18 protein-coding genes and 1 pseudogene are annotated in these 20,104 nt (G+C 58.1%); 10 read left to right on the top strand and 9 right to left on the bottom strand.

The annotated features are described in order from the left end of the window. The first annotated feature begins 70 nt into the window (after nucleotides 1–70). Nucleotides 71–1,501: a cell division protein FtsP gene (ftsP, locus tag C1N64_RS20610; RefSeq protein WP_039342152.1), complete on the top strand. Its 1,431-nt coding sequence runs from the start codon at nucleotides 71–73 to the stop codon at nucleotides 1,499–1,501. Between the two features lie 44 nt (nucleotides 1,502–1,545). Here ftsP and C1N64_RS20605 read toward each other — a convergent pair whose 3' ends face one another. Both C1N64_RS20605 and dkgA read right to left on the bottom strand, forming a co-directional pair. Next, the gene (locus C1N64_RS20605) at nucleotides 1,546–2,478 is read right to left on the bottom strand and encodes a flagellin N-terminal helical domain-containing protein (protein ID WP_058708794.1); all 933 of its coding nucleotides are present in this window, start codon (nucleotides 2,476–2,478) and stop codon (nucleotides 1,546–1,548) included. Between the two features lie 478 nt (nucleotides 2,479–2,956). Continuing rightward, entirely contained in the window at nucleotides 2,957–3,784 is an 828-nt protein-coding gene (gene dkgA / locus C1N64_RS20600) for a 2,5-didehydrogluconate reductase DkgA (protein ID WP_006118176.1), read from the bottom strand. A gap of 193 nt (nucleotides 3,785–3,977) precedes the next feature. Here dkgA and C1N64_RS20595 point away from each other — a divergent pair, with 193 nt between their 5' ends. Continuing rightward, nucleotides 3,978–4,886 carry an AraC family transcriptional regulator gene (locus C1N64_RS20595; RefSeq protein WP_033739797.1) on the top strand — a complete coding sequence of 303 codons (909 nt, stop codon included), beginning with the start codon at nucleotides 3,978–3,980 and terminating at the stop codon, nucleotides 4,884–4,886. Nucleotides 4,887–4,897: 11 nt separating this feature from the next. Here the strand turns inward: C1N64_RS20595 and C1N64_RS20590 are convergent, their stop codons facing one another. The 3 genes from C1N64_RS20590 to C1N64_RS20580 form a co-directional block, all read right to left on the bottom strand. Beyond that, nucleotides 4,898–5,557: a DedA family protein gene (locus C1N64_RS20590; protein ID WP_006118175.1), complete on the bottom strand. Its 660-nt coding sequence runs from the start codon at nucleotides 5,555–5,557 to the stop codon at nucleotides 4,898–4,900. 218 nt (nucleotides 5,558–5,775) lie between these two features. Continuing rightward, entirely contained in the window at nucleotides 5,776–6,966 is a 1,191-nt protein-coding gene (gene metC, locus C1N64_RS20585; protein WP_058708795.1) for a cystathionine beta-lyase, read from the bottom strand. Nucleotides 6,967–7,044: 78 nt separating this feature from the next. Next, nucleotides 7,045–7,851, bottom strand: a complete 807-nt coding sequence (locus C1N64_RS20580; RefSeq protein ID WP_039342159.1) for an IclR family transcriptional regulator domain-containing protein — start codon at nucleotides 7,849–7,851, stop codon at nucleotides 7,045–7,047. 186 nt (nucleotides 7,852–8,037) lie between these two features. Between C1N64_RS20580 and C1N64_RS20575 the strand changes: the two genes are divergently transcribed. From C1N64_RS20575 to pcaC, 6 genes and pseudogenes are all read left to right on the top strand, one after another. Continuing rightward, entirely contained in the window at nucleotides 8,038–8,727 is a 690-nt protein-coding gene (locus tag C1N64_RS20575) for a 3-oxoacid CoA-transferase subunit A (protein WP_054633141.1), read from the top strand. Nucleotides 8,728–8,737: 10 nt separating this feature from the next. After that, nucleotides 8,738–9,394, top strand: a complete 657-nt coding sequence (locus C1N64_RS20570) for a 3-oxoacid CoA-transferase subunit B (RefSeq protein ID WP_033739788.1) — start codon at nucleotides 8,738–8,740, stop codon at nucleotides 9,392–9,394. Nucleotides 9,395–9,404: 10 nt separating this feature from the next. Continuing rightward, nucleotides 9,405–10,607, top strand: coding sequence for a 3-oxoadipyl-CoA thiolase (pcaF, locus tag C1N64_RS20565; RefSeq protein ID WP_394515166.1), 1,203 nt, complete (start codon nucleotides 9,405–9,407; stop codon nucleotides 10,605–10,607). 3 nt (nucleotides 10,608–10,610) lie between these two features. Then, nucleotides 10,611–11,951: a 3-carboxy-cis,cis-muconate cycloisomerase gene (locus C1N64_RS20560; RefSeq protein WP_039342170.1), complete on the top strand. Its 1,341-nt coding sequence runs from the start codon at nucleotides 10,611–10,613 to the stop codon at nucleotides 11,949–11,951. Beyond that, a pseudogene (gene pcaD, locus C1N64_RS20555) lies at nucleotides 11,948–12,703 on the top strand (3-oxoadipate enol-lactonase); the annotation flags it as partial. The gene C1N64_RS20560 and the pseudogene pcaD, both read left to right, overlap by 4 nt. Further along, nucleotides 12,704–13,090 carry a 4-carboxymuconolactone decarboxylase gene (gene pcaC / locus C1N64_RS20550; protein WP_206536933.1) on the top strand — a complete coding sequence of 129 codons (387 nt, stop codon included), beginning with the start codon at nucleotides 12,704–12,706 and terminating at the stop codon, nucleotides 13,088–13,090. 9 nt (nucleotides 13,091–13,099) lie between these two features. Here pcaC and C1N64_RS20545 read toward each other — a convergent pair whose 3' ends face one another. From C1N64_RS20545 to pcaH, 3 genes are read right to left on the bottom strand one after another with little or no spacing between them, the layout of a single operon-like run. Further along, a complete protein-coding gene (locus tag C1N64_RS20545; RefSeq protein WP_367143638.1) occupies nucleotides 13,100–14,032 on the bottom strand; it encodes a LysR substrate-binding domain-containing protein in 933 nt (310 codons plus the stop codon). Nucleotides 14,033–14,092: 60 nt separating this feature from the next. Continuing rightward, complete coding sequence (gene pcaG, locus C1N64_RS20540; RefSeq protein WP_033739781.1) at nucleotides 14,093–14,713, bottom strand: protocatechuate 3,4-dioxygenase subunit alpha; 621 nt, start codon at nucleotides 14,711–14,713, stop codon at nucleotides 14,093–14,095. Then, on the bottom strand, nucleotides 14,710–15,450 hold the full coding sequence (pcaH, locus tag C1N64_RS20535; RefSeq protein ID WP_033739780.1) for a protocatechuate 3,4-dioxygenase subunit beta: 741 nt from the start codon (nucleotides 15,448–15,450) through the stop codon (nucleotides 14,710–14,712). The genes pcaG and pcaH overlap by 4 nt, the downstream gene beginning before the upstream one ends. A 233-nt stretch (nucleotides 15,451–15,683) precedes the next feature. On the opposite strand from pcaH, the gene C1N64_RS20530 reads away from it, so the two are divergent. Both C1N64_RS20530 and C1N64_RS20525 read left to right on the top strand, forming a co-directional pair. Beyond that, the gene (locus C1N64_RS20530; RefSeq protein ID WP_162285896.1) at nucleotides 15,684–17,576 is read left to right on the top strand and encodes a bifunctional sugar phosphate isomerase/epimerase/4-hydroxyphenylpyruvate dioxygenase family protein; all 1,893 of its coding nucleotides are present in this window, start codon (nucleotides 15,684–15,686) and stop codon (nucleotides 17,574–17,576) included. Nucleotides 17,577–17,855: 279 nt separating this feature from the next. Next, the gene (locus tag C1N64_RS20525; protein ID WP_039342179.1) at nucleotides 17,856–19,232 is read left to right on the top strand and encodes an MFS transporter; all 1,377 of its coding nucleotides are present in this window, start codon (nucleotides 17,856–17,858) and stop codon (nucleotides 19,230–19,232) included. 15 nt (nucleotides 19,233–19,247) lie between these two features. Here the strand turns inward: C1N64_RS20525 and C1N64_RS20520 are convergent, their stop codons facing one another. After that, nucleotides 19,248–19,763, bottom strand: a complete 516-nt coding sequence (locus tag C1N64_RS20520; RefSeq protein ID WP_226375859.1) for a hypothetical protein — start codon at nucleotides 19,761–19,763, stop codon at nucleotides 19,248–19,250. Nucleotides 19,764–20,104 lie beyond the last annotated feature (341 nt).

Below are 20,104 nucleotides of genomic sequence, written 5' to 3'. Positions count from 1 at the left end.
CAGCACAGCAATGACAGCAATAAAAACAGGGTTGGCGTTTCAGCGCCACGCGTAAAAGGTCTGAAATTTCATGTCTTTCAGCAGACGTCAGTTTATCCAGCTTTCTGCCGGTGTGGCGCTCAGTGCCACGGTAATGCCGCATGCGGCACGTGCCGCTTCCTTGCGTGGTGACACGCCGCTTCCCGTTCCGCCGTTGATCGAATCCCGCCGGGGTCAGCCGCTGTTTCTGACCTTACAGCGCAGCCACTGGTCGTTTAACGGTGACAATAACAAGGTGCCGGTCTGGGGCATCAATGGCATGTACCTTGGGCCAACTGTCCGTGTTTACAGCGGCGATGATGTCAAACTGATCTACAGCAACCGCCTCAATGAACCGGTTTCGATGACCGTCAGCGGCCTGCAGGTGCCAGGGGCACTGATGGGCGGCGCGCCGCGGATGATGTCAGCGGGCGTCGACTGGGCACCGGTGTTACCGATTCGTCAGAACGCCGCCACCTGCTGGTATCACGCGAACACGCCAAACCGCATGGCACCGCACGTCTATAACGGCCTGGCGGGCATGTGGCTGATCGAGGACGACCTCAGTAAGCAGCTTCCGTTGCCAAAACACTATGGCGTGGATGACTTTCCGCTGATCATTCAGGACAAGCGGCTGGATAACTTTGCGACACCGGTTTATGACCCACCCGCTGACGGCGGTTTCCTGGGCGATACGCTGCTGGTTAATGGCGTACGCAATCCGTTTATTGAGGTATCACGCGGCTGGGTGCGCCTGCGGTTGCTCAATGCCTCCAATGCCCGACGTTACGAACTCAGCATCAGTGATAACCGACCGTTTACGGTCATCGCCAGCGATCAGGGTTTTTTACCGTCTCCGGTAGCGGTACAGCGGTTAACGCTGGCTCCCGGTGAGCGGCGCGAAGTTCTGGTGGATATGTCGCAAGGGGATGAGGTCTCCATTACGGCGGGCACCGCGGCTGGCATCATGGATCGCCTGCGCGGTTTCTTCGAGCCTTCGACGATTTTGACCTCAACGCTGGTGCTCACGCTTCGCCCCACTGGCCTGCTGCCGCTGGTGACGGATAACCTGCCAATGCGTTTACTGGCCGATCAGATTCTGGACGGCGCTTCGGTGCGTACCCGGGAGTTTCGTATTGGCGACAGTATGCCCGGCATCAACGGTGCCGTGTGGGATATGAACCGCATTGATACCACCGCGCAGCAGGGCACATTTGAGCGCTGGATTATCCGTGCCGATCGTCCGCAATCGTTGCATATTCAGGGCGTAATGTTCCTCATTAAGAGCGTGAACGGTGCGCAGTCGATGGGGGAAGACCGGGGCTGGAAAGACACCGTCTGGGTGGACGGCGAGGTCGAACTGCTGGTCAACTTTACCCAAAGCTCTTCAGACCATTTCCCGTTTGTCTATTACAGTCAGACGCTGGAGCTGGCGGATCGGGGAACGGCAGGTCAGCTGCTGGTGCAGCCTGCCACGGCATAACGGAGCAGACTGTGCCGGGCAGGGCTTTCAGCTTTTGCGTTTGGCTAGCGCAGAAGCTGCAACATCAGTTGGGGCATCTGATTTGCCTGGGCCAGCATGGCGGTACCGGCCTGCTGTAAAATCTGCGCCTGTGACATCGCCGATACCTCCGCAGCGTAGTCCACGTCCTCTATCCTGCTACGGGCAGAGGTAAGGTTTGTGACCATATTGTTCAGGTTGGCGATAACCGACTGAAAGCGGTTCTCATAGGCACCCAGCATACTACGCTGACTATCAACGGATTTAATCGCCCGATCGAGATCGGCCAAAGGCGTACCGTCTGTCGCGGTTCCACTTGCTCCGCCGGTAACATCCCCTTTTAAAACGTCAAAGCCTTCTGCCGCAACCGTACGGGCCACGCCATTTACGGTATCTCCTGAGGTCATTTGCCGGATATTAAGTGTTGAGCCGGTGGTACCCGCTTTCAGAAGGTTATAGCTGTCGCTGGCATCCAGCTCGATCGTGATTGTTTCGCCGTCTTCCGCACCGACCTGAAAGCGATACGCAGCAGAGCCCGATCCGGTATTCAGCATACTAATGCCGTTAAAATTCGTTTGTGCGGTAATACGGTTAATCTCCTCCATTCGCTGATTCACTTCTGTCTGAATAGAGTCGATATCCGCAGCGGAGTTGCTGCCATTTTGCGCCTGCACCGTCAGGTCACGTATGCGTTGCAGATTGTCGTTAATCGTGGAGAGCGCCCCTTCAGCGGTTTGTGATAGCGAAATCGCATCATTGGCATTCCTGCCCGCTACCGTCATGCCGTTGATGTTTGAGGTCAAACGATTAGCAATCGCCATTCCCGCCGCATCATCTTTCGCACTGTTAATGCGCAAACCTGAAGACAGGCGCTCAATGGCGGTCGATAAAGCATTTTGAGAGTTATACAGATCGTTTTGAACGATCAACGACACGATATTGGTATTGATAACCGACATGATACGCTCCCTGGTTAAGTCGCTTAACGTTCTGAAAACCGTGAAATGACGTTCAATGGTGGTAGCCGGGATCACGCGACAGGTGTGACAGAAAACAGTATTACCTGCACAACGTCGTTTTCACAAAAGCGGAGCGGCTTCGGTGTGTTGCAAAATTTTACCTGTTATAACAAGGTAAGGTGAGGTGATTAGAATTTTAAGTTTTTGATTTAAAAGACAAAATTCAGGGCGGGATTAAGGTGTCAGCGTTCAGCGCAAAAAATTTGATTTAACAGAGCGGAAAGACAGGGGGATTTCGGTCAGGAAAGGGTTTTTTTGCCCGGCGCCGCGCACTGCCCAGAAAGGCGTTGCGTAATTATTATGCGTTTTGTCATACATTTTAAGGACGTTTAACATTTTGCGTGGGCGCTAACCGTAAAAAAGCCCCTCCCGGAGGAGAGGCCTGCACGAGGCGTGCATCGGGTCCGATGCGCCCGTATTAGCCGTTAAACGTATCCGGGTCAGGACCTAAACGCTTACCGGTATCAAGCTGGGCAATCTCACTCATTTCTGCCTTATCCAGGCGGAAATCGAACACATTGAAGTTTTCTTCGATGCGTGCCGGCGTGACGGATTTCGGGATAACCACCAGCCCGCTGTCCAGATGCCAGCGGATAACGATTTGCGCCGGCGTCTTACCGTATTTTTTGGCCAGAGACTTGATGATTTCCTGATCGAATACGCCTTCGCCGCCCTGAGCCAGGGGACTCCAGGACTCGGTCTGAATCTGGTGCATGGCGTTCCAGGCATGCAGCGTGCGCTGTTGCAGCATCGGATGCAGCTCGATCTGGTTGATCACCGGGGTTACACCGGTTTCTTCCAGCAGACGTTTCAGGTGCGGCTGGTTGAAGTTACAGACGCCGATGCTTTTGACCAGGCCTTGTTGCTGCATCGCAATCATGTTCTTCCAGGCGTCAACATACTGATCTTTCTCCGGGCACGGCCAGTGCATCAGATACAGATCTACCTGCTCCAGCTTCAGTTTTTGCAGACTGGTTTCCAGTGCCTGCTGGACATTTTGCTGGTCAGCATTCCACAGTTTAGTGGTGATAAAAATATCCTCACGCGCGACATCGGTTTCCTGTAACGCCTGACCAATCGCTTCTTCGTTTTTGTACGCGGCGGCGGTATCAATTGAACGATAGCCAACGTCCAGCGCTTTCAGCACGGCGTTGCGCGCATCTTCCATGCTGGCTTGCCACACGCCAAGTCCAAGCTGTGGCATCATGTTACCGTCGTGCAGTTTGATAATAGGTTGGTCTGCCATATCCTGCTCCTTACATTTGCAGTAAACCAGGGAATCTTCGCTGTGCTTAAGTCTAGCTAACAATTTTCAGGCTGCCTGCGAACAGGCGAGGATAACCCTGCCTGATCCTGTAAACTTCTTGCCTGATTCTCCATTTTGCTGGCGATTTAACCTGGCGCGCGGCAAACTGCGCTTTTTATTTTCAGGAGTGATGATGCCCCACGACTTACTGTGTCAGCGGCTGGCTCAACAGGTGGTCACGCTGATGACGAACGGACGCGAACAGCTGTGTCCGGTGGAAAATGTCTCACTGATTTATGCGGGGCAGCACCGACCGCGTGAGCCCATTATGTATCAGCCCGGCATTGTCATTTTGTTTCAGGGCAGCAAAACCGGTTACCTGGGCAGTACGGTTTTTCAGTACGACGCCACAAAATACCTGATGCTCACCGTGCCGCTCCCGGTCGAGTGTGAAACCTGGGCGTCACCCGAGCAGCCTCTGGCCGGGATGTGCCTGCGCGTGGATACGGCCAGCCTGCAGGATTTGCTGATGGACATCGGTGATGACGAAGGGTTTCAGCCTCAGCCGTTGACCTCGGGCATTCACTCTGCCTTTCTCACGGAGCCGATGCTGTGTGCGGCAGAACGCCTGCTGGATGTGATGACCCAGCCTCGTGATGCAAGGGTGCTGGGGCCACAGATTGTGCGGGAAATTCTTTACTATGTGCTGACCGGGCCGATTGGGGGGGCACTGCTGTCACTGGTGAGTCGTCAGACGCAGTTCAGCCAGATTGCCCGGGCACTGCGCCGTATAGAGAATCACTATGCCGACAACCTCAGCGTGGACACGCTGGCGGCAGAGGTGAACATGAGTGTCTCAGCGTTTCATCATAATTTCAAAGCGGTGACGCAGACGTCGCCGCTGCAGTATCTCAAGCGTTATCGCCTGCATCAGGCGCGTTTACTGATGCTGCAGGATGGCCTGAAAGCCAGCGTCGCGGCGGTGCGCGTCGGTTATGAGAGTCCGTCGCAGTTTTCGCGGGAGTTTAAGCGCTACTTTGGCGTGACGCCGGGTGAGGAAGTGAATCGGGTGCGTCAGACGGTGGCCGAACCGCCCGCCTGACGCACGCGTGGTCAGGCTCTTTGACGACGTTTTTTCCAGATAACCACGATACTGCCAACCAGCCCGACGACCAGCAGCACCATCGGTAATACCATCAGGACAGCCATGACCTGATCTTCGTGCCGTTTAATAAACGGCACCTGGCTGATGCCGTAACCCAGCGTCACCACAATGCCCACCCACAGCAGACCGCTCAGCCAGTTAAACAGCTGAAAACGGCTGTTCTTCAGGCCGGAAATGCCCGCCATTGTTGGCAAAATGGTACGAATAAAGGCCAGAAAACGTCCCACCAGCAGCGCCATCAGGCCATGACGATTAAACATATTCCATGCGCGTTGGTGATATTGTGCCGGAAGCTGCATCAGCCAGCTCTTAACCAGTCGGGTATTACCCAGCCAGCGGCCTTGCAGGTAACTGAGCCAGCAGCCCAGACTGGCGGCGGTGGTCAGGATCAAAAGCGTGGGGAAAAAATCCATCACGCCTTTGGCTACCATCGCGCCAGCCAGCAGCAGCAGACTGTCGCCGGGCAGAAAAGAGGCGGGCAGTAAACCATTTTCCAGGAATAGCGTCATAAACATCACGCTGTAGACGATCCATACCACTTCCGGATTGGCCAGCGCGGCGAAGTCTTGATGCCAAAGCGCGTGCACAATCTCATGTAAAACACCCATTAGCTATCCCATTACGTCACAATCATGCTGAATTATAGTGTTCAGATCGGCCTGACCTCTTGGTTGTCGCCTGCCCCAGAGTGGGCTACAACCTTAACCTGCGGGGGTTCTTCTGCTCGCTGAACACTTTTATATTAAGAGAATTTTAACATCTATCTGGCTGTGGCCTGTCGATATATCACACGGGTCTGTATCTGGTTTATATCAGGTTTACTCTTTTAGCGCGTCAGGCGTGTAAAACCCGCTTCAAGATCAACCAGTAAATCATCCACATGTTCCAGACCGATGTGCAGCCGTACCAGCGTACCGCTGAAATCAACGCCGCCCGCCGGGCGAATAGCCGCCAGCTCTTCGGGTTGACTGGCTAAAATCAGCGACTCATAACCGCCCCATGAGTACGCCATGCTAAAGTGCTGAAAATGATCAAGATACATCGCTAACTGCTCGCGGCTCAGTTTTTCCTTCAGCACAAACGAAAATAATCCGCTGCTGCCGCTGAAGTCGCGTTGCCAGAAGGCGTGACCGGGGCATGAGGGCAGCGCCGGATGATTCACTCTGGCGACCTCCGGGCGGGCGGCCAGCCATTCCGCGACCTGAAGTGCACTTTCTTCATGCTGCCGCAGACGTACGCCCAGCGTACGTAACCCCCGGCTGGCCATGTAGGCGGTATCGGCATCCACCATCTGCCCCATCAGGTAGCTGTTCTCGCGCAGTTGATCCCAGCAGCGGGCATTGGCGACGGCGGTCCCAATCATGGCATCGCTGTGACCAATCAGGTATTTGGTGCCAGCCTGAATCGAAATATCCACGCCCAGCGCAAGAGGACGAAACAGCACGCCCGCCGCCCAGGTGTTGTCGATCATAATAATCGCGTCCGGTGCTTTTGCGCGCACCGCCGCCACAATGGCGGGGACGTCCTGCACTTCCATTGTGATGGAGGCGGGCGACTCCAGGAACACCACGCGCGTGTTGGGCTGAATCAGGGTGGCGATCGCATCGCCGATGCCGTGATCAAACCAGGTGGTGGAGACCTGAAGTTTAGCAAGGATTTTGGTGCAGAAATCCTGTGTTGGTTCATACACCGCGCCGCTCATCAGCACATGATCGCCTGCTTCAACAAACGCCAGAATAGCGTTAGAGACCGCTGCGGCGCCGCAAGGATACAGCACACAGCCCGCGCCGCCTTCCAGCTCTGTCATGGCGTCCTGCAAGGCAAAGTGGGTCAGCGTGCCACGACGACCATAAAACAGTTCGCCCTTTGCCCGCCCTGCGGTCGCGCGTTTTTTCTCCGCAACGGTATCGAAAACCAGCGACGAGGCTCGCTGAATGACCGCATTCACCGAACCCTGGGTATAACGTTTATCGCGTCCTGCGCTGACGAATGTGGTATCAATTTTTTTTGTGGTCATGAACTCCCTGCCTTGCCGCTTGCACCTGAGCCTTCACGTTAGCACGAATTCGGCGATGACGTTGAGGGGCAAAACAGATTATTCGCGCAGCAACAGGGAGATTTCCCGTGCGGCCTCCTGCAGTAGCGGCAAATGGTGTTGACGCAGCGTATCCGCAGAAACCTGTCCGGCATGGACGCCGACGTTCAGAGCGGCCACGATGCGTCCGTCCGCGCCACAAAGCGGCACGGCAAGCGAACGCAGACCGATTTCCAGTTCCTGATCGTTAATGGCGTAACCCTGCTGCCGGACGCGGGTCAGTTCTTCACGCAGTGCGCTGCTGCTGACCAGCGTGTGGCTGGTATAACGCAGCTGGGTCAGCCGCGCCAGATAGTCGTTCAATGGCTCAGCGGCAAGCCCACTCAGCAGCACTCTGCCCATGGAGGTGGTACTGGCGGGCAGACGACTGCCGATATGCAGGTCGATCGTCATGATGCGCGACGCGGACGCGCGGGCGATATAGAGAATGTCATCCCCGTCCAGCACCGCCATTGAGCAGGACTCGTTCAGCGTCTGGCTCAGCTGGCGTAAAACCGGCTGTGAGGCGCTGGCGAGCGGCGTGGCGCCCAGCCAGTTATGACCCAGAGTGAGCACGCGCGGACGCAGTTCAAAGTTTTTACCATCTTCGGCGTAGACAAAACCCAGCTTACTCAGGGTGTACAGACAGCGCCGCACGGCTGCGCGCGGAATACCGGTGCGCTGACTGATTTGCGACACGGACATCACGCGTCGCTGTGGGGTGAATGCCTGCAAGACCTCCAGCCCACGCGCCAGTGAAGCCATAAAGTTCGGATCCCCTTTCCAGGGATCGCTGCTGCCGCGCAGCGTCTGATCGTCATCCATCATGCTTTTCTCCCGAGATTAACAGGATCGTCCTGCAACTGTGCGAACGATCACATTGTGCCATTTGGTTTTGCCAGTGACCGATAATCGCACACTATTTCGATAATCGGTATTGTTTGCACTCACAGAGCGATCTACTTTTTGGCTATTCACTACTAACCGGCTGATGCCGGGCTAAAGGAACAGCTAATGATCAATAAAAGTGTGGCAACACTGGCAGAGGCCGTGGCGGTCATCCCGGACGGGGCCAGCATCATGATTGGCGGATTCGGACCTGCCGGTCAGCCGCTGGAACTGATCGATGCGTTGATCGAAAGCGGCGCTCGCGGGCTGACGGTGATCAGCAATAACGCTGGCAACGGTGACAGCGGCCTGGCCGCGCTGCTTAAGGCAGGCCGCGTTGATAAAATGATTTGTTCATTTCCGCGCCAGGTTGACTCATGGGTGTTCGATGAGCGCTATCGTCGTGGAGAGATTGAACTGGAGCTGGTGCCACAGGGCAACCTTGCCGCCAGGATGCAGGCCGCAGGCAGCGGTTTAGGCGGCATTTTCACCCCCACCGCCTTTGGCACGCCGCTGGCGGAAGGCAAGGAAACGCGGGAAATCGATGGCCGCCATTACGTGTTCGAAAAACCGCTCAAAGCCGATTTCGCGCTTATCAAAGCCCATCAGGGCGACCGCTGGGGCAACCTGGTGTACCGCAAAGCGGCGCGGAATTTTGGCCCCGTGATGGCGATGGCCGCTACCACGACCATTGCCCAGGTAGCAGAGCTGGTGCCGCTGGGCCAGCTCGATCCTGAAAACGTCGTCACGCCGGGCATTTTTGTCCAGCGCCTGGTGTGCGTTCCCCATCCCGTTACCCTGACCGTTTCAGCCTGAGGAGTCGGCAATGCAAAAACTCACCCGTGACCAACTGGCACAGCGCGTGGCGCGCGATATTCCGGAAGGGGCTTACGTTAACCTGGGGATTGGCCTGCCGACCCGCATTGCGAACTATCTGCCTGCGGACAAAGAAATCTTTTTGCACAGCGAAAACGGACTGCTCGGCATGGGGCCAGCGCCTGCGCCGGAAGACGCCGATCCGGAGCTGATCAATGCCGGAAAAGAGCTGGTAACCCTGCTGCCGGGCGGCTGCTTTTTCCATCATGGCGACTCCTTTGCCATGATGCGTGGCGGGCATCTGGATATCTGCGTCATGGGCGCGTACCAGGTATCCGTCAGCGGCGATCTGGCGAACTGGAGTACCGGTGCGCAGGATGCAATTCCTGCTGTCGGCGGCGCCATGGATCTCGCCATTGGCGCGCGCAAAGTTTACGTGATGATGGACTACCTGACGAAAAAAGGGGAATGCAAGCTGGTGAAGCAGTGCAGCTATCCGCTCACCGGGCTGGGGTGCGTCAGCCGGATCTATACGGATATGGCCGTGATTGATATTACGCCGGACGGTCCGCTGGTGGTCGAGTGCTGCCCCGGACTGAGTTTCGAGGCGCTCCAGGCGGTCACGCCGGTGCGTTTACTGCAACCTGAACTGGCGACCACCGCCTGAGGAACCGCGAATGCAACAGGCTTTTATTTGTGATGCGCTCCGCACGCCATTTGGCCGTTATGGCGGCGCGCTCGCGGGAATTCGGGCAGACGATTTGGCGGCCTTACCGCTGGCGGCGCTGCTTGCCCGTCAGCCTGCTTCTGTCGCGCAGGCGATCGATGATGTGATCTATGGCTGCGCCAATCAGGCAGGCGAAGACAATCGTAACGTGGCGCGTATGGCCCTGTTACTGGCCGGGCTGCCGTCCAGCGTGCCTGGCACGACGATCAATCGTCTTTGCGGTTCGGGGCTGGATGCCATCGGCATGGCGGCCAGGGCAATAAAATGCGGCGAAGCCGAGGTCATGATCGCAGGCGGCGTAGAGAGTATGTCGCGCGCGCCCTTCGTGACCGGAAAAGCAGAAAGCGCGTTTAGTCGCAGCCTGAAAATGGAAGACACCACCATGGGATGGCGTTTCATCAACCCGCAGATGCGCGCCCGCTTTGGCGTTGAAACCATGCCGGAAACGGCGGAAAACGTGGCACGCGATTTTGCTATCAGCCGCGCCGATCAGGATGCCTTTGCGCTACGCAGCCAGCTTCGTACCGCGCGTGCGCAGGAGATGGGCCTGTTCAGTGACGAGCTGATGACCGTCACTCTCCCGCAGCGCAAAGGGGAAGCTATCACTGTTGCCTGCGATGAGCATCCGCGCAGTACCTCCCTGGCGGCGCTGGCGGGATTAAAAGGCGTCGTGACGCCGGACGGCAGCGTGACGGCAGGCAACGCCTCGGGCATCAATGACGGGGCCTGCGCCTTATTACTCGCCAGTGAAAACGCGGTTGCCGCCCACGGCCTCACGCCGCTGGTGCGTGTGGTCGCGATGGCTGCCTGCGGCGTTGAACCGCGTATCATGGGTTATGGTCCCGTACCTGCGGTACGCAAAGTGCTGGCCCAGAGTAGCCTGACGCTGGCACAAATGGACGTAATCGAATTAAATGAAGCGTTTGCTGCCCAGGCGCTGGCTGTGACGCGGGCGCTCGGGCTGGCCGACGATGCCGCGCAGGTGAACCCTAACGGCGGCGCAATAGCGCTGGGCCATCCGCTCGGCGCATCCGGTGGCAGGCTGGCCATGACCGCGGCCTATCACCTGCGGCGCACCGGAGGACGTTACGCACTCTGCACTATGTGCGTCGGTGTCGGGCAGGGAATCGCACTTATTCTGGAACGGGTATAATTAATGTCTCTTTACCGCGCCATGTTTATGGCTTCTCCTCTCAGTGAGGGCTTCAGCGATACGGCGCTGCTGCAGGGGATGCTGGATTTTGAAGCTGGCCTGGCACAGGCGCTTGCCAGTGCGGGGCTGATGGACCGCGAATCTGCGCAGATCATTCAGGACTGCTGTCGTGCTGACGCGATCGATGCCGCTGCGCTGACCCAGGCCGCAGGGCTGGCCGGCAACCTGGCGATTCCCCTCGTCAAACAATTGACCGCTTTGGTGGCTGCCCGATCGCCCGAGGCGGCGCGCTATGTCCACTGGGGCGCAACCAGCCAGGACGCAATCGACAGCGGACTGATGCTGCAACTGCGCGCGGCGCTCAGCGGTACGGCTACGCTGCTGGATCGGCTGATTGCCGTGCTGAGCGCGCAGTGCGAACGGCACAGCAAAACGCTGATGGTCGGACGCACGTGGTTGCAACATGCCTTGCCCGTTACCCTTGGGCTGAAGCTGGCAGGCACGCTGGACGCCCTGGTACGCGATCGACAACGCCTCAGGGCGATGCAGACGCGGGTACTGGCGTTGCAGTTTGGCGGGGCGGCAGGCACGCTGGCCTCGCTGGGCGATAAAGGCGAGCAGGTCGAGCAGGCACTGTCCGATGCGCTGAATTTGCCGCGTAGCGCCACGCCCTGGCATGCTCAGCGCGACAGGCTTACCGAGCTGGCAGGCTGGTATGCCGGCCTGACCGGGACGCTGGGCAAGCTGGCGCGGGATATGTCGCTGCTGATGCAGAGCGAGGTAGGGGAGATCAGCGAACCTCAGGCGGCAGGGCGGGGCGGCTCCTCAACCATGCCGCATAAACGTAATCCGGTACTGTGCGCCGCCATTCTCAGCGCGGCCAATCGGGTACCGGCGCTGATGTCCGGTCTGTATGCCGGGATGGTGCAGGAACACGAGCGTGCGCTGGGTGGCTGGCAGGCCGAGTGGCAGAGCCTGCCGCAGCTGATCGTACTGAGCGGCGCGGCGCTGGCCCACAGCACGGAACTGATCGACGGGCTGGAGGTGCATGAAGATGCCATGCAACGTAACCTTGGCCTGACGCAGGGATTAATTATGGCGGAAGCGGTCACGCTGGCGCTGGCGAACGAGATGGGACGCCAGCAGGCGCACCATCATATTGAGCAGTGCTGCCGCCGGGCGCTGGACACACAGCAGAGTTTGTTGTCCGTACTGAGCGCGGATGAAACGGTCAGAACGCGCCTGAGTCATTCAACGCTGGAGGCGCTGCTCGACCCGGCCAATGCCACGGGCAGTGCGGCGCGCTTTATTCAACAGGTTTTAGCGGCGGCGAGGGAATCATGACACTTCATTACATCCTTGAGGGGCCAGACGATGCTCCGGTGGTGTTATTCAGCAACTCCTTAGGAACGGCGGCAGACATGTGGCAGCCCCAGCGCGATGCGCTGATCGGTCATTATCGCATTCTGCGTTACGATGTCCCGGGGCACGGTGCCTCGGCACCGAACGGACAAACCCGTTCGCTGGAACAGCTGGGGATGGCGGTGCTGTCGCTGCTGGATAAGCTGGCTATCGACAGGGTGCATTTTTGCGGCATTTCGATGGGCGGGCTGACCGGACTCTGGCTGGCCCGTTTCCATCCTCATCGCCTGATCACGCTCACGGTCGCCAACAGCGCCGCGAAGATCGGTGAGTCTGCGGCCTGGCAGCAGCGCGCAGCGCAGGTGCGTCAGTACGGTGTGGCGGCGATTGCTGACGGGGCCGCCGCACGCTGGTTTACGCCGGCATTCTGCGAACGGGCACCCGCCACCGTGCAGGCGTTGCTCACGCAACTGCGTGCCTGTGATGCAGAAAGTTATGCGGACTGCTGCGATGCGCTGGCTGCCGCAGATTTACGTCACGAACTGGCGGCCATTCATCTTCCTGTGCTGGTCATTGCGGGGCGGGACGATGCCGTGACGACGGTGGCCGACGCAGAAGCCATGGTGGCGCACATCCACGGCGCGCAGCTGGTGGTGTTGCCTGCGTCGCATCTCTCCAGTGTGGAGGTGTGGCTGGCGTTTAATCGTGCCCTGCAGCCGTTTATTGACGCGCAACTGACGCAGCAGCAGCGTTATCAGCAGGGAATGACGGTGCGCCGCGCGGTACTCGGTGACGCGCATGTGGACCGCACCCTGGAGAATCTGTCCCCTCTGAACGACGAATTTCAACACTTCATCAGTCGTTACGCCTGGGGAGAGATCTGGACCCGGCCCGGATTGTCGCGCCACACGCGCAGCCTGATCACCATCGGTATGCTGATTGCGCTTAACCGTGAAGCCGAACTGAAAATGCATCTGCGGGCCGCATTCAATAACGGGGTCAGTCGGGATGAGATCAAAGAGGTACTGATGCATGCCGCGCTGTATTGTGGCCTGCCTGCGGCGAACGCGGCGTTCCACCTGGCGCAAAGCATTTTCGACGAGCGGGATAGTGCCCGTTAAATCGCGGCGTCAGACCGGGACATCCAGCACCCGCTGACGCAATGCCGCCACCAGATGTTGTTGTTCAGGGGGCGGTGTATGCTGCTGACGGGTCAGGATGCCCACCGCTTCGGCCATGCCCTGGTTCGGCAGCGGCAGAGCCCGAAGCTGATTACTCGTTAAGTCGTCGCGCACCGCGCCGTAGGGCACCAGCCAGACGTAACCGTGGTTTTGCGTCAGCCGCCGCGCCAGCGTCGTTGACAGGGTTTCTACCGCGCCTTCGGGCAGGGTCAGCCCATGGCTGGTCATCAGCGATTCCGCATTTTGACGCGGTACGGTGCCGCGTGGCGAAAGGATCAACGGCCAACTGAGCGCTTCTGCCAGGGTCACGCCCGCATGCAGCAAGGGATGGTGCGGGGCCACGACCAGACGCAGTGTTTCCAGATACAACAGTTCAAAGTTCAGACCGTCCATCAGAACCGGTTCCGCCATCCGTCCGATTCCCAGCGTCATTTGCCCCGACTTTATCGCCATCAGCAGCGCGTCGTTCGAAAGCGTAGTGACCTGTATACGCCAGCCCGGATAGTGCTGCTGCAGGCTGGCCAGCACCGGCGCAACCACGCTGCCGATGGCGGTCGGCAAGGCACCGATATGCAGAGGCGCGAGAGGTGGCGCGCTGTCCGGACGCATGACCTGATCGACCAGCGTAAGTGCATCCAGGATGCGAATGGCGTCATGCAGAAAGCGCGTCCCGCTGGCGGTCAGCGCTGTTCCCTGGCGGCTGCGCACCAGCAGTTGTTCACCGGTCAGGTATTCCAGTTCGCTGAGGGTTTTCGATAAGGCGGGCTGAGTAATACCCAGTTGGCGGGCGGCACGGCCCAGCGTCCCTTGCTGCGCGGTGGCAACAAAAGCGTGAAGATGACGCAGGCGCACGCGCTGACTGAACCGGGAAACACTATCCATGGCTCATGGTAAGAATTTGCCGCCGCAGCGGCAAGGACAATGTAGCGACTTTGTTAAGCGTCAGACATCAAAAAACACGGTTTCGTTTTCGCCCTGCAGAACGATATCGAAACGGTAAACCGTTTCGCTGCCGCGTTGTTCACGGTGTGCCAGCAGGGTGTTGCGCCGCTTCTCCCACTCAATCAGATTCAGCACCGGATCCCGGGCATTTGCCGCCTGCTCATCGGCAAAATAGAGGCGGGTGTTCAGGCCGATATTGATACCTCGTGCCACAATCCATAAGTTGAGGTGAGGCGCCATGGGACGTCCGTCGCGGCCGGTCACGCTGCCGGGCTTGATGGTTTCAAAACGCCAGATGCCGCTGTCAAAATCGGAGCAGGTGCGCCCCCAGCCGCGAAACGCCGGATCCAGCGGCTTGTCGTGCTGCTGATCAGCGGGATGCTGGTAGCGCCCGGCGGCATTGGCCTGCCACACTTCAATCAGCACATCGCGCACCGGCGTGCCAGAACCATCGTAAACACAGCCTTCAACGGTAATGCGCTCACCGCGCGTTTCCGGCTGCGTGAGCACCTCGCTGAAATTATGTTCAAAGATATCAAAGCCCGCGGCATGCGGTGCCAGGCCAATGTGCACGTAAGGGCCGGCAGTTTGTGAGGCCGTTTCAGGCAGATAGTTTTTCATGATGCGGCTCCCTGAGTGCGGTTTTCGAACCAGGTTGCGCGGTGACCCCGCAATACCAGATCAAAGCGGTAGGCCAGACAGTCCAGGGGAATCGCCGAATGCGTATCCAGCTCTGCAATCAGGGTGCGGACGGCTTCTTCGCTGCCTACCGACTGCAGGATAGGACAGCGTCCTACCAGCGGATCGCCCTCAAAATACATCTGCGTAATCAAGCGCTGAGCAAAGGCTTCGCCAGAAAGGGAAAAATGAATATGGGCTGGACGCCAGTCGCTGACCTGGTTACGCCAGGGATAGGGGCCGGGCTTAATGGTCCGAAAGCAGTAGTAGCCATTGTCGTCGGTCAGCATGCGACCACAGCCGCCAAAATTCGGATCGATGGGGGCCAGATACTGATCTTTTTTATGACGATAGCGACCGCCAGCATTGGCCTGCCATACCTCAACCAGGGCATTCCGCACCGGCTGACCAAACGCATCGCGCACGTAGCCATGCACAATGATGCGCTCGCCAATCGGCAGGCCGTCCTTCGCATAATTAAGAATCAGATCGCTGTCCCGGGGGCCCAGCTCCTGACGGGTGAACACCGGTGCGGTGATTTCCGATAAGGAATTTTGCAGCGAAATCAGCGCATTGCGCGGCGAGCGCAGTATGCTGGTTTTGTACAACGGCGCAAGCGCCGGCGGGTGATGGCGGTAATCACGGTGTACCAGTTCACGGGCGGGCCAGTCATTTTTCATCCAGGCATCCTTATTGTTTTGTTTTTCGCGTACAGAGGAACGAGTGTAGGAAGCGTAACTTGTAAAAGAAAAGTGAAAAAACGTAACTGTACTCATAACCAAAAATCATGACCTGTCACATTGACGAAATGTTCCATCTGGTTCATAACAATTGCCAATCTCCGTTAGCAGAACGCCTCGCTGCTGACTGGCTGCTTTAAGGTCACCCTGTGACCGTTTATCAGGAGGCAATAATGAAACGTTCTGTCGCAACGGTCTCGGTATCGGGCACGCTGCCGGAAAAGCTGCGCGCAATCGCCGCCGCCGGCTTTGATGGTGTCGAAATTTTCGATAACGATTTAGTCTATTATCCCGGCTCACCCGTGGAGATTCGCCAGTTGTGCGAAGAGCTGGGCCTGGAAATTTTACTGTTCCAGCCCTTCCGTGACTTCGAAGGCGGCCCGCGTGACAGGCTGGCACAAAATCTGGCCCGTGCGGCGCGCAAGTTTGAGGTGATGACGCAACTGGGCTGCCAGCGGATGCTGGTATGCAGTAATGTGTCACCCGACTGCAGCGATGATTTCAACACCCAGGTCAGCGATCTGCGTGCGCTGGCGGAGCTGGCCGCGCAGTACGGTATTACCCTCGGTTATGAGGCGCTGGCCTGGGGCCGACATGTCAGCCTGTGGCGTGATGCCTGGGCCCGCGTGGAAGCGGTGGACCATCCCTCCTTTGGCATTGTGCTCGACAGTTTTCATATTTTGTCTCGCGGCGACAGCCTTGACGGCCTGGACATCGTGCCGCCCGAAAAAATAGTGTTCGTGCAACTGGCAGATGCGCCGCTGCTGAAAATGGACGTGCTTTCCTGGAGCCGTCACTTCCGCTGCTTCCCCGGCCAGGGGGAACTGAATCTGACGCAGTTTATGACGCAGCTGTCAGCACATGGCTATCGCGATGCCTGGTCGCTGGAGATTTTTAACGACGGATTCCGCGCTTCACCGGTAGTGCCGACGGCGCAGGACGGCTACCGATCGCTGTTGTGGCTGGAGGAGCAAACCCGCGACTGGCTGGTCAGACAACCGCTGCTGCCCAGCGCGCTGGCTTCACTGGCGGGAGAAGAATTATTTCACTCAGCGCCTCAGCCGCCGCTGCTGGCACTGGAGTTTATTGAATTTGCCGTCAGCCATAACGATGCGCTGGCGTTAGGGCAGTGGCTCACGCAGCTTGGCCTGGTGCACGCGGGCGAGCACCGTTCGAAACAGGTTTCGCTTTATCGCAACGGCAAGGTCAACGTCATTCTGAATGCGCAGCCCGACAGCCAGGCCAGCGGTTACTACCATCAGCATGGTATTTCCCTCTGTGCAGTGGCCTGGCGCGTACGCGGCGTGGAGAACCTGATTCAGCGGGCGCAGGATTATGGCTACGCTATCTGGCAGGGCGAAACCGGCCCAAATGAACGTCAGATACCGGCTTTATGCGCGCCGGATGGCAGCCTGATTTATCTGGTGGAAGACGAGCCCGCCGGTCAGGACGGTTACCACAGTGATTTCAATTTAACGCATCGCAGCGCGCCTCAGCCTGCGATGCAGACCCTGGATCATCTGGCGATCGCGTTGCCGGATGAAACGCGCGACAACTGGATTATGTTCCTGCGCAGCGTACCGGGCTTTGTTCAGGATACCGAATGGGAACTGCCTGATCCGCTTGGGCTGGTGCGCAGCCGCGTTTTACGCAGCCCGAATGATGCTATCCGTCTGCCGTTGAATATGTCGGTCAGCCGGGAAACGCAGATCGCCCGTGCGTTGACGACCTACCAGGGGGCGGGATTACAGCACGTGGCGTTTGGTTGCGACGATCTGTTCAGCGCAGTAAAAGCCGCCCGCGAACGCGGCCTGAAAACTTTGCGCATCCCCGCTAACTATTATCAGGATCTGCTGGCGCGCTTTGACCTCGACCCGGATTTTCTGGCGCAGTTACAGCGCTTTGACGTGATGTATGATCGCGATGAACAGGGCGGAGAGCTGCTTCACGTCTATACGGAACCCTATGAAAAAGGGCGCTTTTTCTTTGAATTACTGGAGCGGCGGCGTCGCTATCACGGCTTCGGTGCGGCAAACGCGCCGGTACGGCTGACCGCCATGCGGTAATTCACAGGGGCCAGGCTGACTGGCCCCGTTACCGCAATCCCGCGTTTTCTCTCTTTCCCCTTCCTGGCATCACGCCGATCACGCTCACAATCCTCACCGGACAGTCCAGACAGACTTTCCAGAAAATTCCTTATTTTTAACAAGCCATTAACGCATTTCAGCTGCCTGCACTGGCGCAGGTTGCGCGATAAACGCACAAAATTTCGATTATCGCCATTTCTTGCCCTGCAGCGCCTGCATATAGTAACTGCACATTACTTATTTCACCGGAGAGTCACCGTGGCGGAAAGCAAAGCAATTGATGTTCGGGCGTTAATCGACAGCCGCCCGCTGGGGATGTGGCAAAAGATGGTGGTGCTGTTCGGCTTCTGCATCATCGCGCTTGATGGGTTCGATATCGCCATCATGGGGTTTATTGCCCCTGAATTGAAAGCAGACTGGGGGATCACGAATCGCGAACTGGGGCTGATTATCAGCGCGGCGCTGGTGGGACTGGCGCTGGGGGCGATGCTCTCGGGTCCGCTGTCCGATAAGCTGGGCCGAAAAGTGGTCATCATTAACAGCGTGTTCTTTTTTGGCGCGTGGACGCTGATCACCGCCTTCTCGCAAAATATGGAACAGATGGTCCTGTTTCGCTTTCTCACCGGCCTGGGTTTAGGCGCGGCGATGCCGAATGTGGGGACGCTGGTGGCGGAGTTTGCCCCGGCCAGACGGCGCGCCTTTCTTATCACCGTCGTTTTTTGTGGCTTTACTTTTGGCGCGGCACTGGGCGGTTTCGCCGCCTCCTGGCTGATGCCGCACTTTGGCTGGCATGCTGTGCTGTTGCTGGGCGGTATCCTGCCGATCCTGTTTGTGCCGTTACTGCTGTGGGCGCTGCCGGAGTCGGTCTGCTTTCTGGTGGTCAGGCGCGCGGCCAGCCAAAAAATTCACCGTATCCTGGCGAAACTGGCCCCGGATCTGGATCTGCAACAGTGTACGCTGGCGTTGCCCCCGGTCAGTCGGGCTCACGCGCAACCTGTGAAAGTCGTCCTCAATGACACCTACCGCTTCGGCAGCCTGATGCTGTGGGGCGCCTATTTCACCGCACTGTTTCTGTTTTACACCCTGGGCAGCTGGCTGCCGATGCTGATTAAAGACAACGGCTTTAGCGTGGTTCAGGCGGCGGTTATTACGGCCCTGTTCCAGGCTGGCGGCACCTGCGGTTCTCTGTTTTCCGGCTGGCTGATGGATCGTATTGAATCGCATCGTGCCTTATCGCTGATTTACGGTGCGGGTGGACTGTTTACTGTTTGTATGGGGCTGTCGATGACGCATCCGGTGTTGCTCGGCGGCTGCGCACTGATGATAGGCTTTTGCATTGGTGGCGCGAACACGGGAATGAATGCCCTGTCGGCCAGCTTTTATCCCACCGAGGCGCGGGCAACCGGTTCCAGCTGGATGCACGGCGTCGGGCGCGTTGGCGCAATCCTGAGTGCGCTGGCGGGCGCGGAAATGCTGGCGCTGGGATGGGGCGTTACCACGATTTTCGCGGTATTAGCGATTCCGGCCTTGCTGACGGTGGCAATGATTGCGGCGAAAGGACGCTATCAGCAGCGTCAGCGCGCGGACAGCGGCACCGTCTCCCGCTGGGGCGTCAGCCCGGGGGATATCCATTAACCTGCCCAGCCGCGGTCAATGCAGACAGGGCAGTAAGCCCGCGTCCATGTCCCGTTGCGGCACAAACAGATTTTGCTGTGCCGCGTTGTCTGCCTGACTCAGGCAGGGCGGCTGCGGTTGCGCAGGGCGCTGACGCAGTAAGGTATCAGGCTGGAACAGGGGGGAGGTTGACGTACTTACCGGTGTTGGCGCTTCCCCGCTGTCTGCACGGAATGGCGGCCGGACGGACTTTTTACCGGCGTGATGCGCATAGTGAAAACGCTTCAGTTTGCCCGGCGGTGCCGCATTGCGTGAAGCATGAATAAAGCGAATGAGCGCGACCGTGCGGAGCTGACGACTGAAACACTTCACCATACCGGATGAGGGCTTGCCCGATTCATAGCAGCGCCTGAAGAAGTGCAACGTAATCAAGGTGTTCGTCGCGGCATAGCACGCCCCTGAACAGGGTGAAACCATGCCCGATCCCGGCAACAGCAGTGAGATAAGCAGGAAGACGCGCGACAGCCAGAGAGAGGCTGGGCGTCCCGGCATTTGTGGCGAGTCCTCAGCGCCTGGTACAGATACCAAAGAGGACCGGCGCGCGCCGGCACTCAGTGACGCATCTTCCGGATGGGCCCGGACGGATTGCCGATCAGCGTGGCGATTGCAGGCAGCGATCCTGTTATGTGAAGCACAGCGGCCCTGCTGCTTTATTCGACGAAAAAACGTCATCAGGCTGGCGATAAAGAGGTTACTCATCGGCTGTTTTCATTATGTTTGCGCAACGGCCACTTACAACAGGCAAACCCTGACTGGCGGCCTCAATGTTTTACGTGCTGGCTTATCTGACAATGAAAATTCAGATTGATGCTGGACCGGATAAAATTATTTTT

Source organism: Pantoea sp. SGAir0215, from assembly GCF_043543215.1.
The sequence above is the reverse complement of the archived record's forward strand: the minus strand, read 5'-3'. Positions and strand labels throughout refer to the sequence as shown.

What these genes read in the sequence shown, in the direction of transcription:
- C1N64_RS20605 (WP_058708794.1), bottom strand. Translation starts at nt 2,478, where the DNA reads ATGTCGGTTATCAATACCAATATCGTGTCGTTGATCGTTCAAAACGAT.
- C1N64_RS20520 (WP_226375859.1), bottom strand. Translation starts at nt 19,763, where the DNA reads ATGCCGGGACGCCCAGCCTCTCTCTGGCTGTCGCGCGTCTTCCTGCTT.
- C1N64_RS20575 (WP_054633141.1), top strand. Translation starts at nt 8,038, where the DNA reads ATGATCAATAAAAGTGTGGCAACACTGGCAGAGGCCGTGGCGGTCATC.
- pcaH (WP_033739780.1), bottom strand. Translation starts at nt 15,450, where the DNA reads ATGAAAAATGACTGGCCCGCCCGTGAACTGGTACACCGTGATTACCGC.
- C1N64_RS20595 (WP_033739797.1), top strand. Translation starts at nt 3,978, where the DNA reads ATGCCCCACGACTTACTGTGTCAGCGGCTGGCTCAACAGGTGGTCACG.
- ftsP (WP_039342152.1), top strand. Translation starts at nt 71, where the DNA reads ATGTCTTTCAGCAGACGTCAGTTTATCCAGCTTTCTGCCGGTGTGGCG.
- pcaG (WP_033739781.1), bottom strand. Translation starts at nt 14,713, where the DNA reads ATGAAAAACTATCTGCCTGAAACGGCCTCACAAACTGCCGGCCCTTAC.
- pcaF (WP_394515166.1), top strand. Translation starts at nt 9,405, where the DNA reads ATGCAACAGGCTTTTATTTGTGATGCGCTCCGCACGCCATTTGGCCGT.
- metC (WP_058708795.1), bottom strand. Translation starts at nt 6,966, where the DNA reads ATGACCACAAAAAAAATTGATACCACATTCGTCAGCGCAGGACGCGAT.
- C1N64_RS20570 (WP_033739788.1), top strand. Translation starts at nt 8,738, where the DNA reads ATGCAAAAACTCACCCGTGACCAACTGGCACAGCGCGTGGCGCGCGAT.
- C1N64_RS20590 (WP_006118175.1), bottom strand. Translation starts at nt 5,557, where the DNA reads ATGGGTGTTTTACATGAGATTGTGCACGCGCTTTGGCATCAAGACTTC.
- C1N64_RS20545 (WP_367143638.1), bottom strand. Translation starts at nt 14,032, where the DNA reads ATGGATAGTGTTTCCCGGTTCAGTCAGCGCGTGCGCCTGCGTCATCTT.
- dkgA (WP_006118176.1), bottom strand. Translation starts at nt 3,784, where the DNA reads ATGGCAGACCAACCTATTATCAAACTGCACGACGGTAACATGATGCCA.
- C1N64_RS20560 (WP_039342170.1), top strand. Translation starts at nt 10,611, where the DNA reads ATGTCTCTTTACCGCGCCATGTTTATGGCTTCTCCTCTCAGTGAGGGC.
- C1N64_RS20530 (WP_162285896.1), top strand. Translation starts at nt 15,684, where the DNA reads ATGAAACGTTCTGTCGCAACGGTCTCGGTATCGGGCACGCTGCCGGAA.
- C1N64_RS20580 (WP_039342159.1), bottom strand. Translation starts at nt 7,851, where the DNA reads ATGATGGATGACGATCAGACGCTGCGCGGCAGCAGCGATCCCTGGAAA.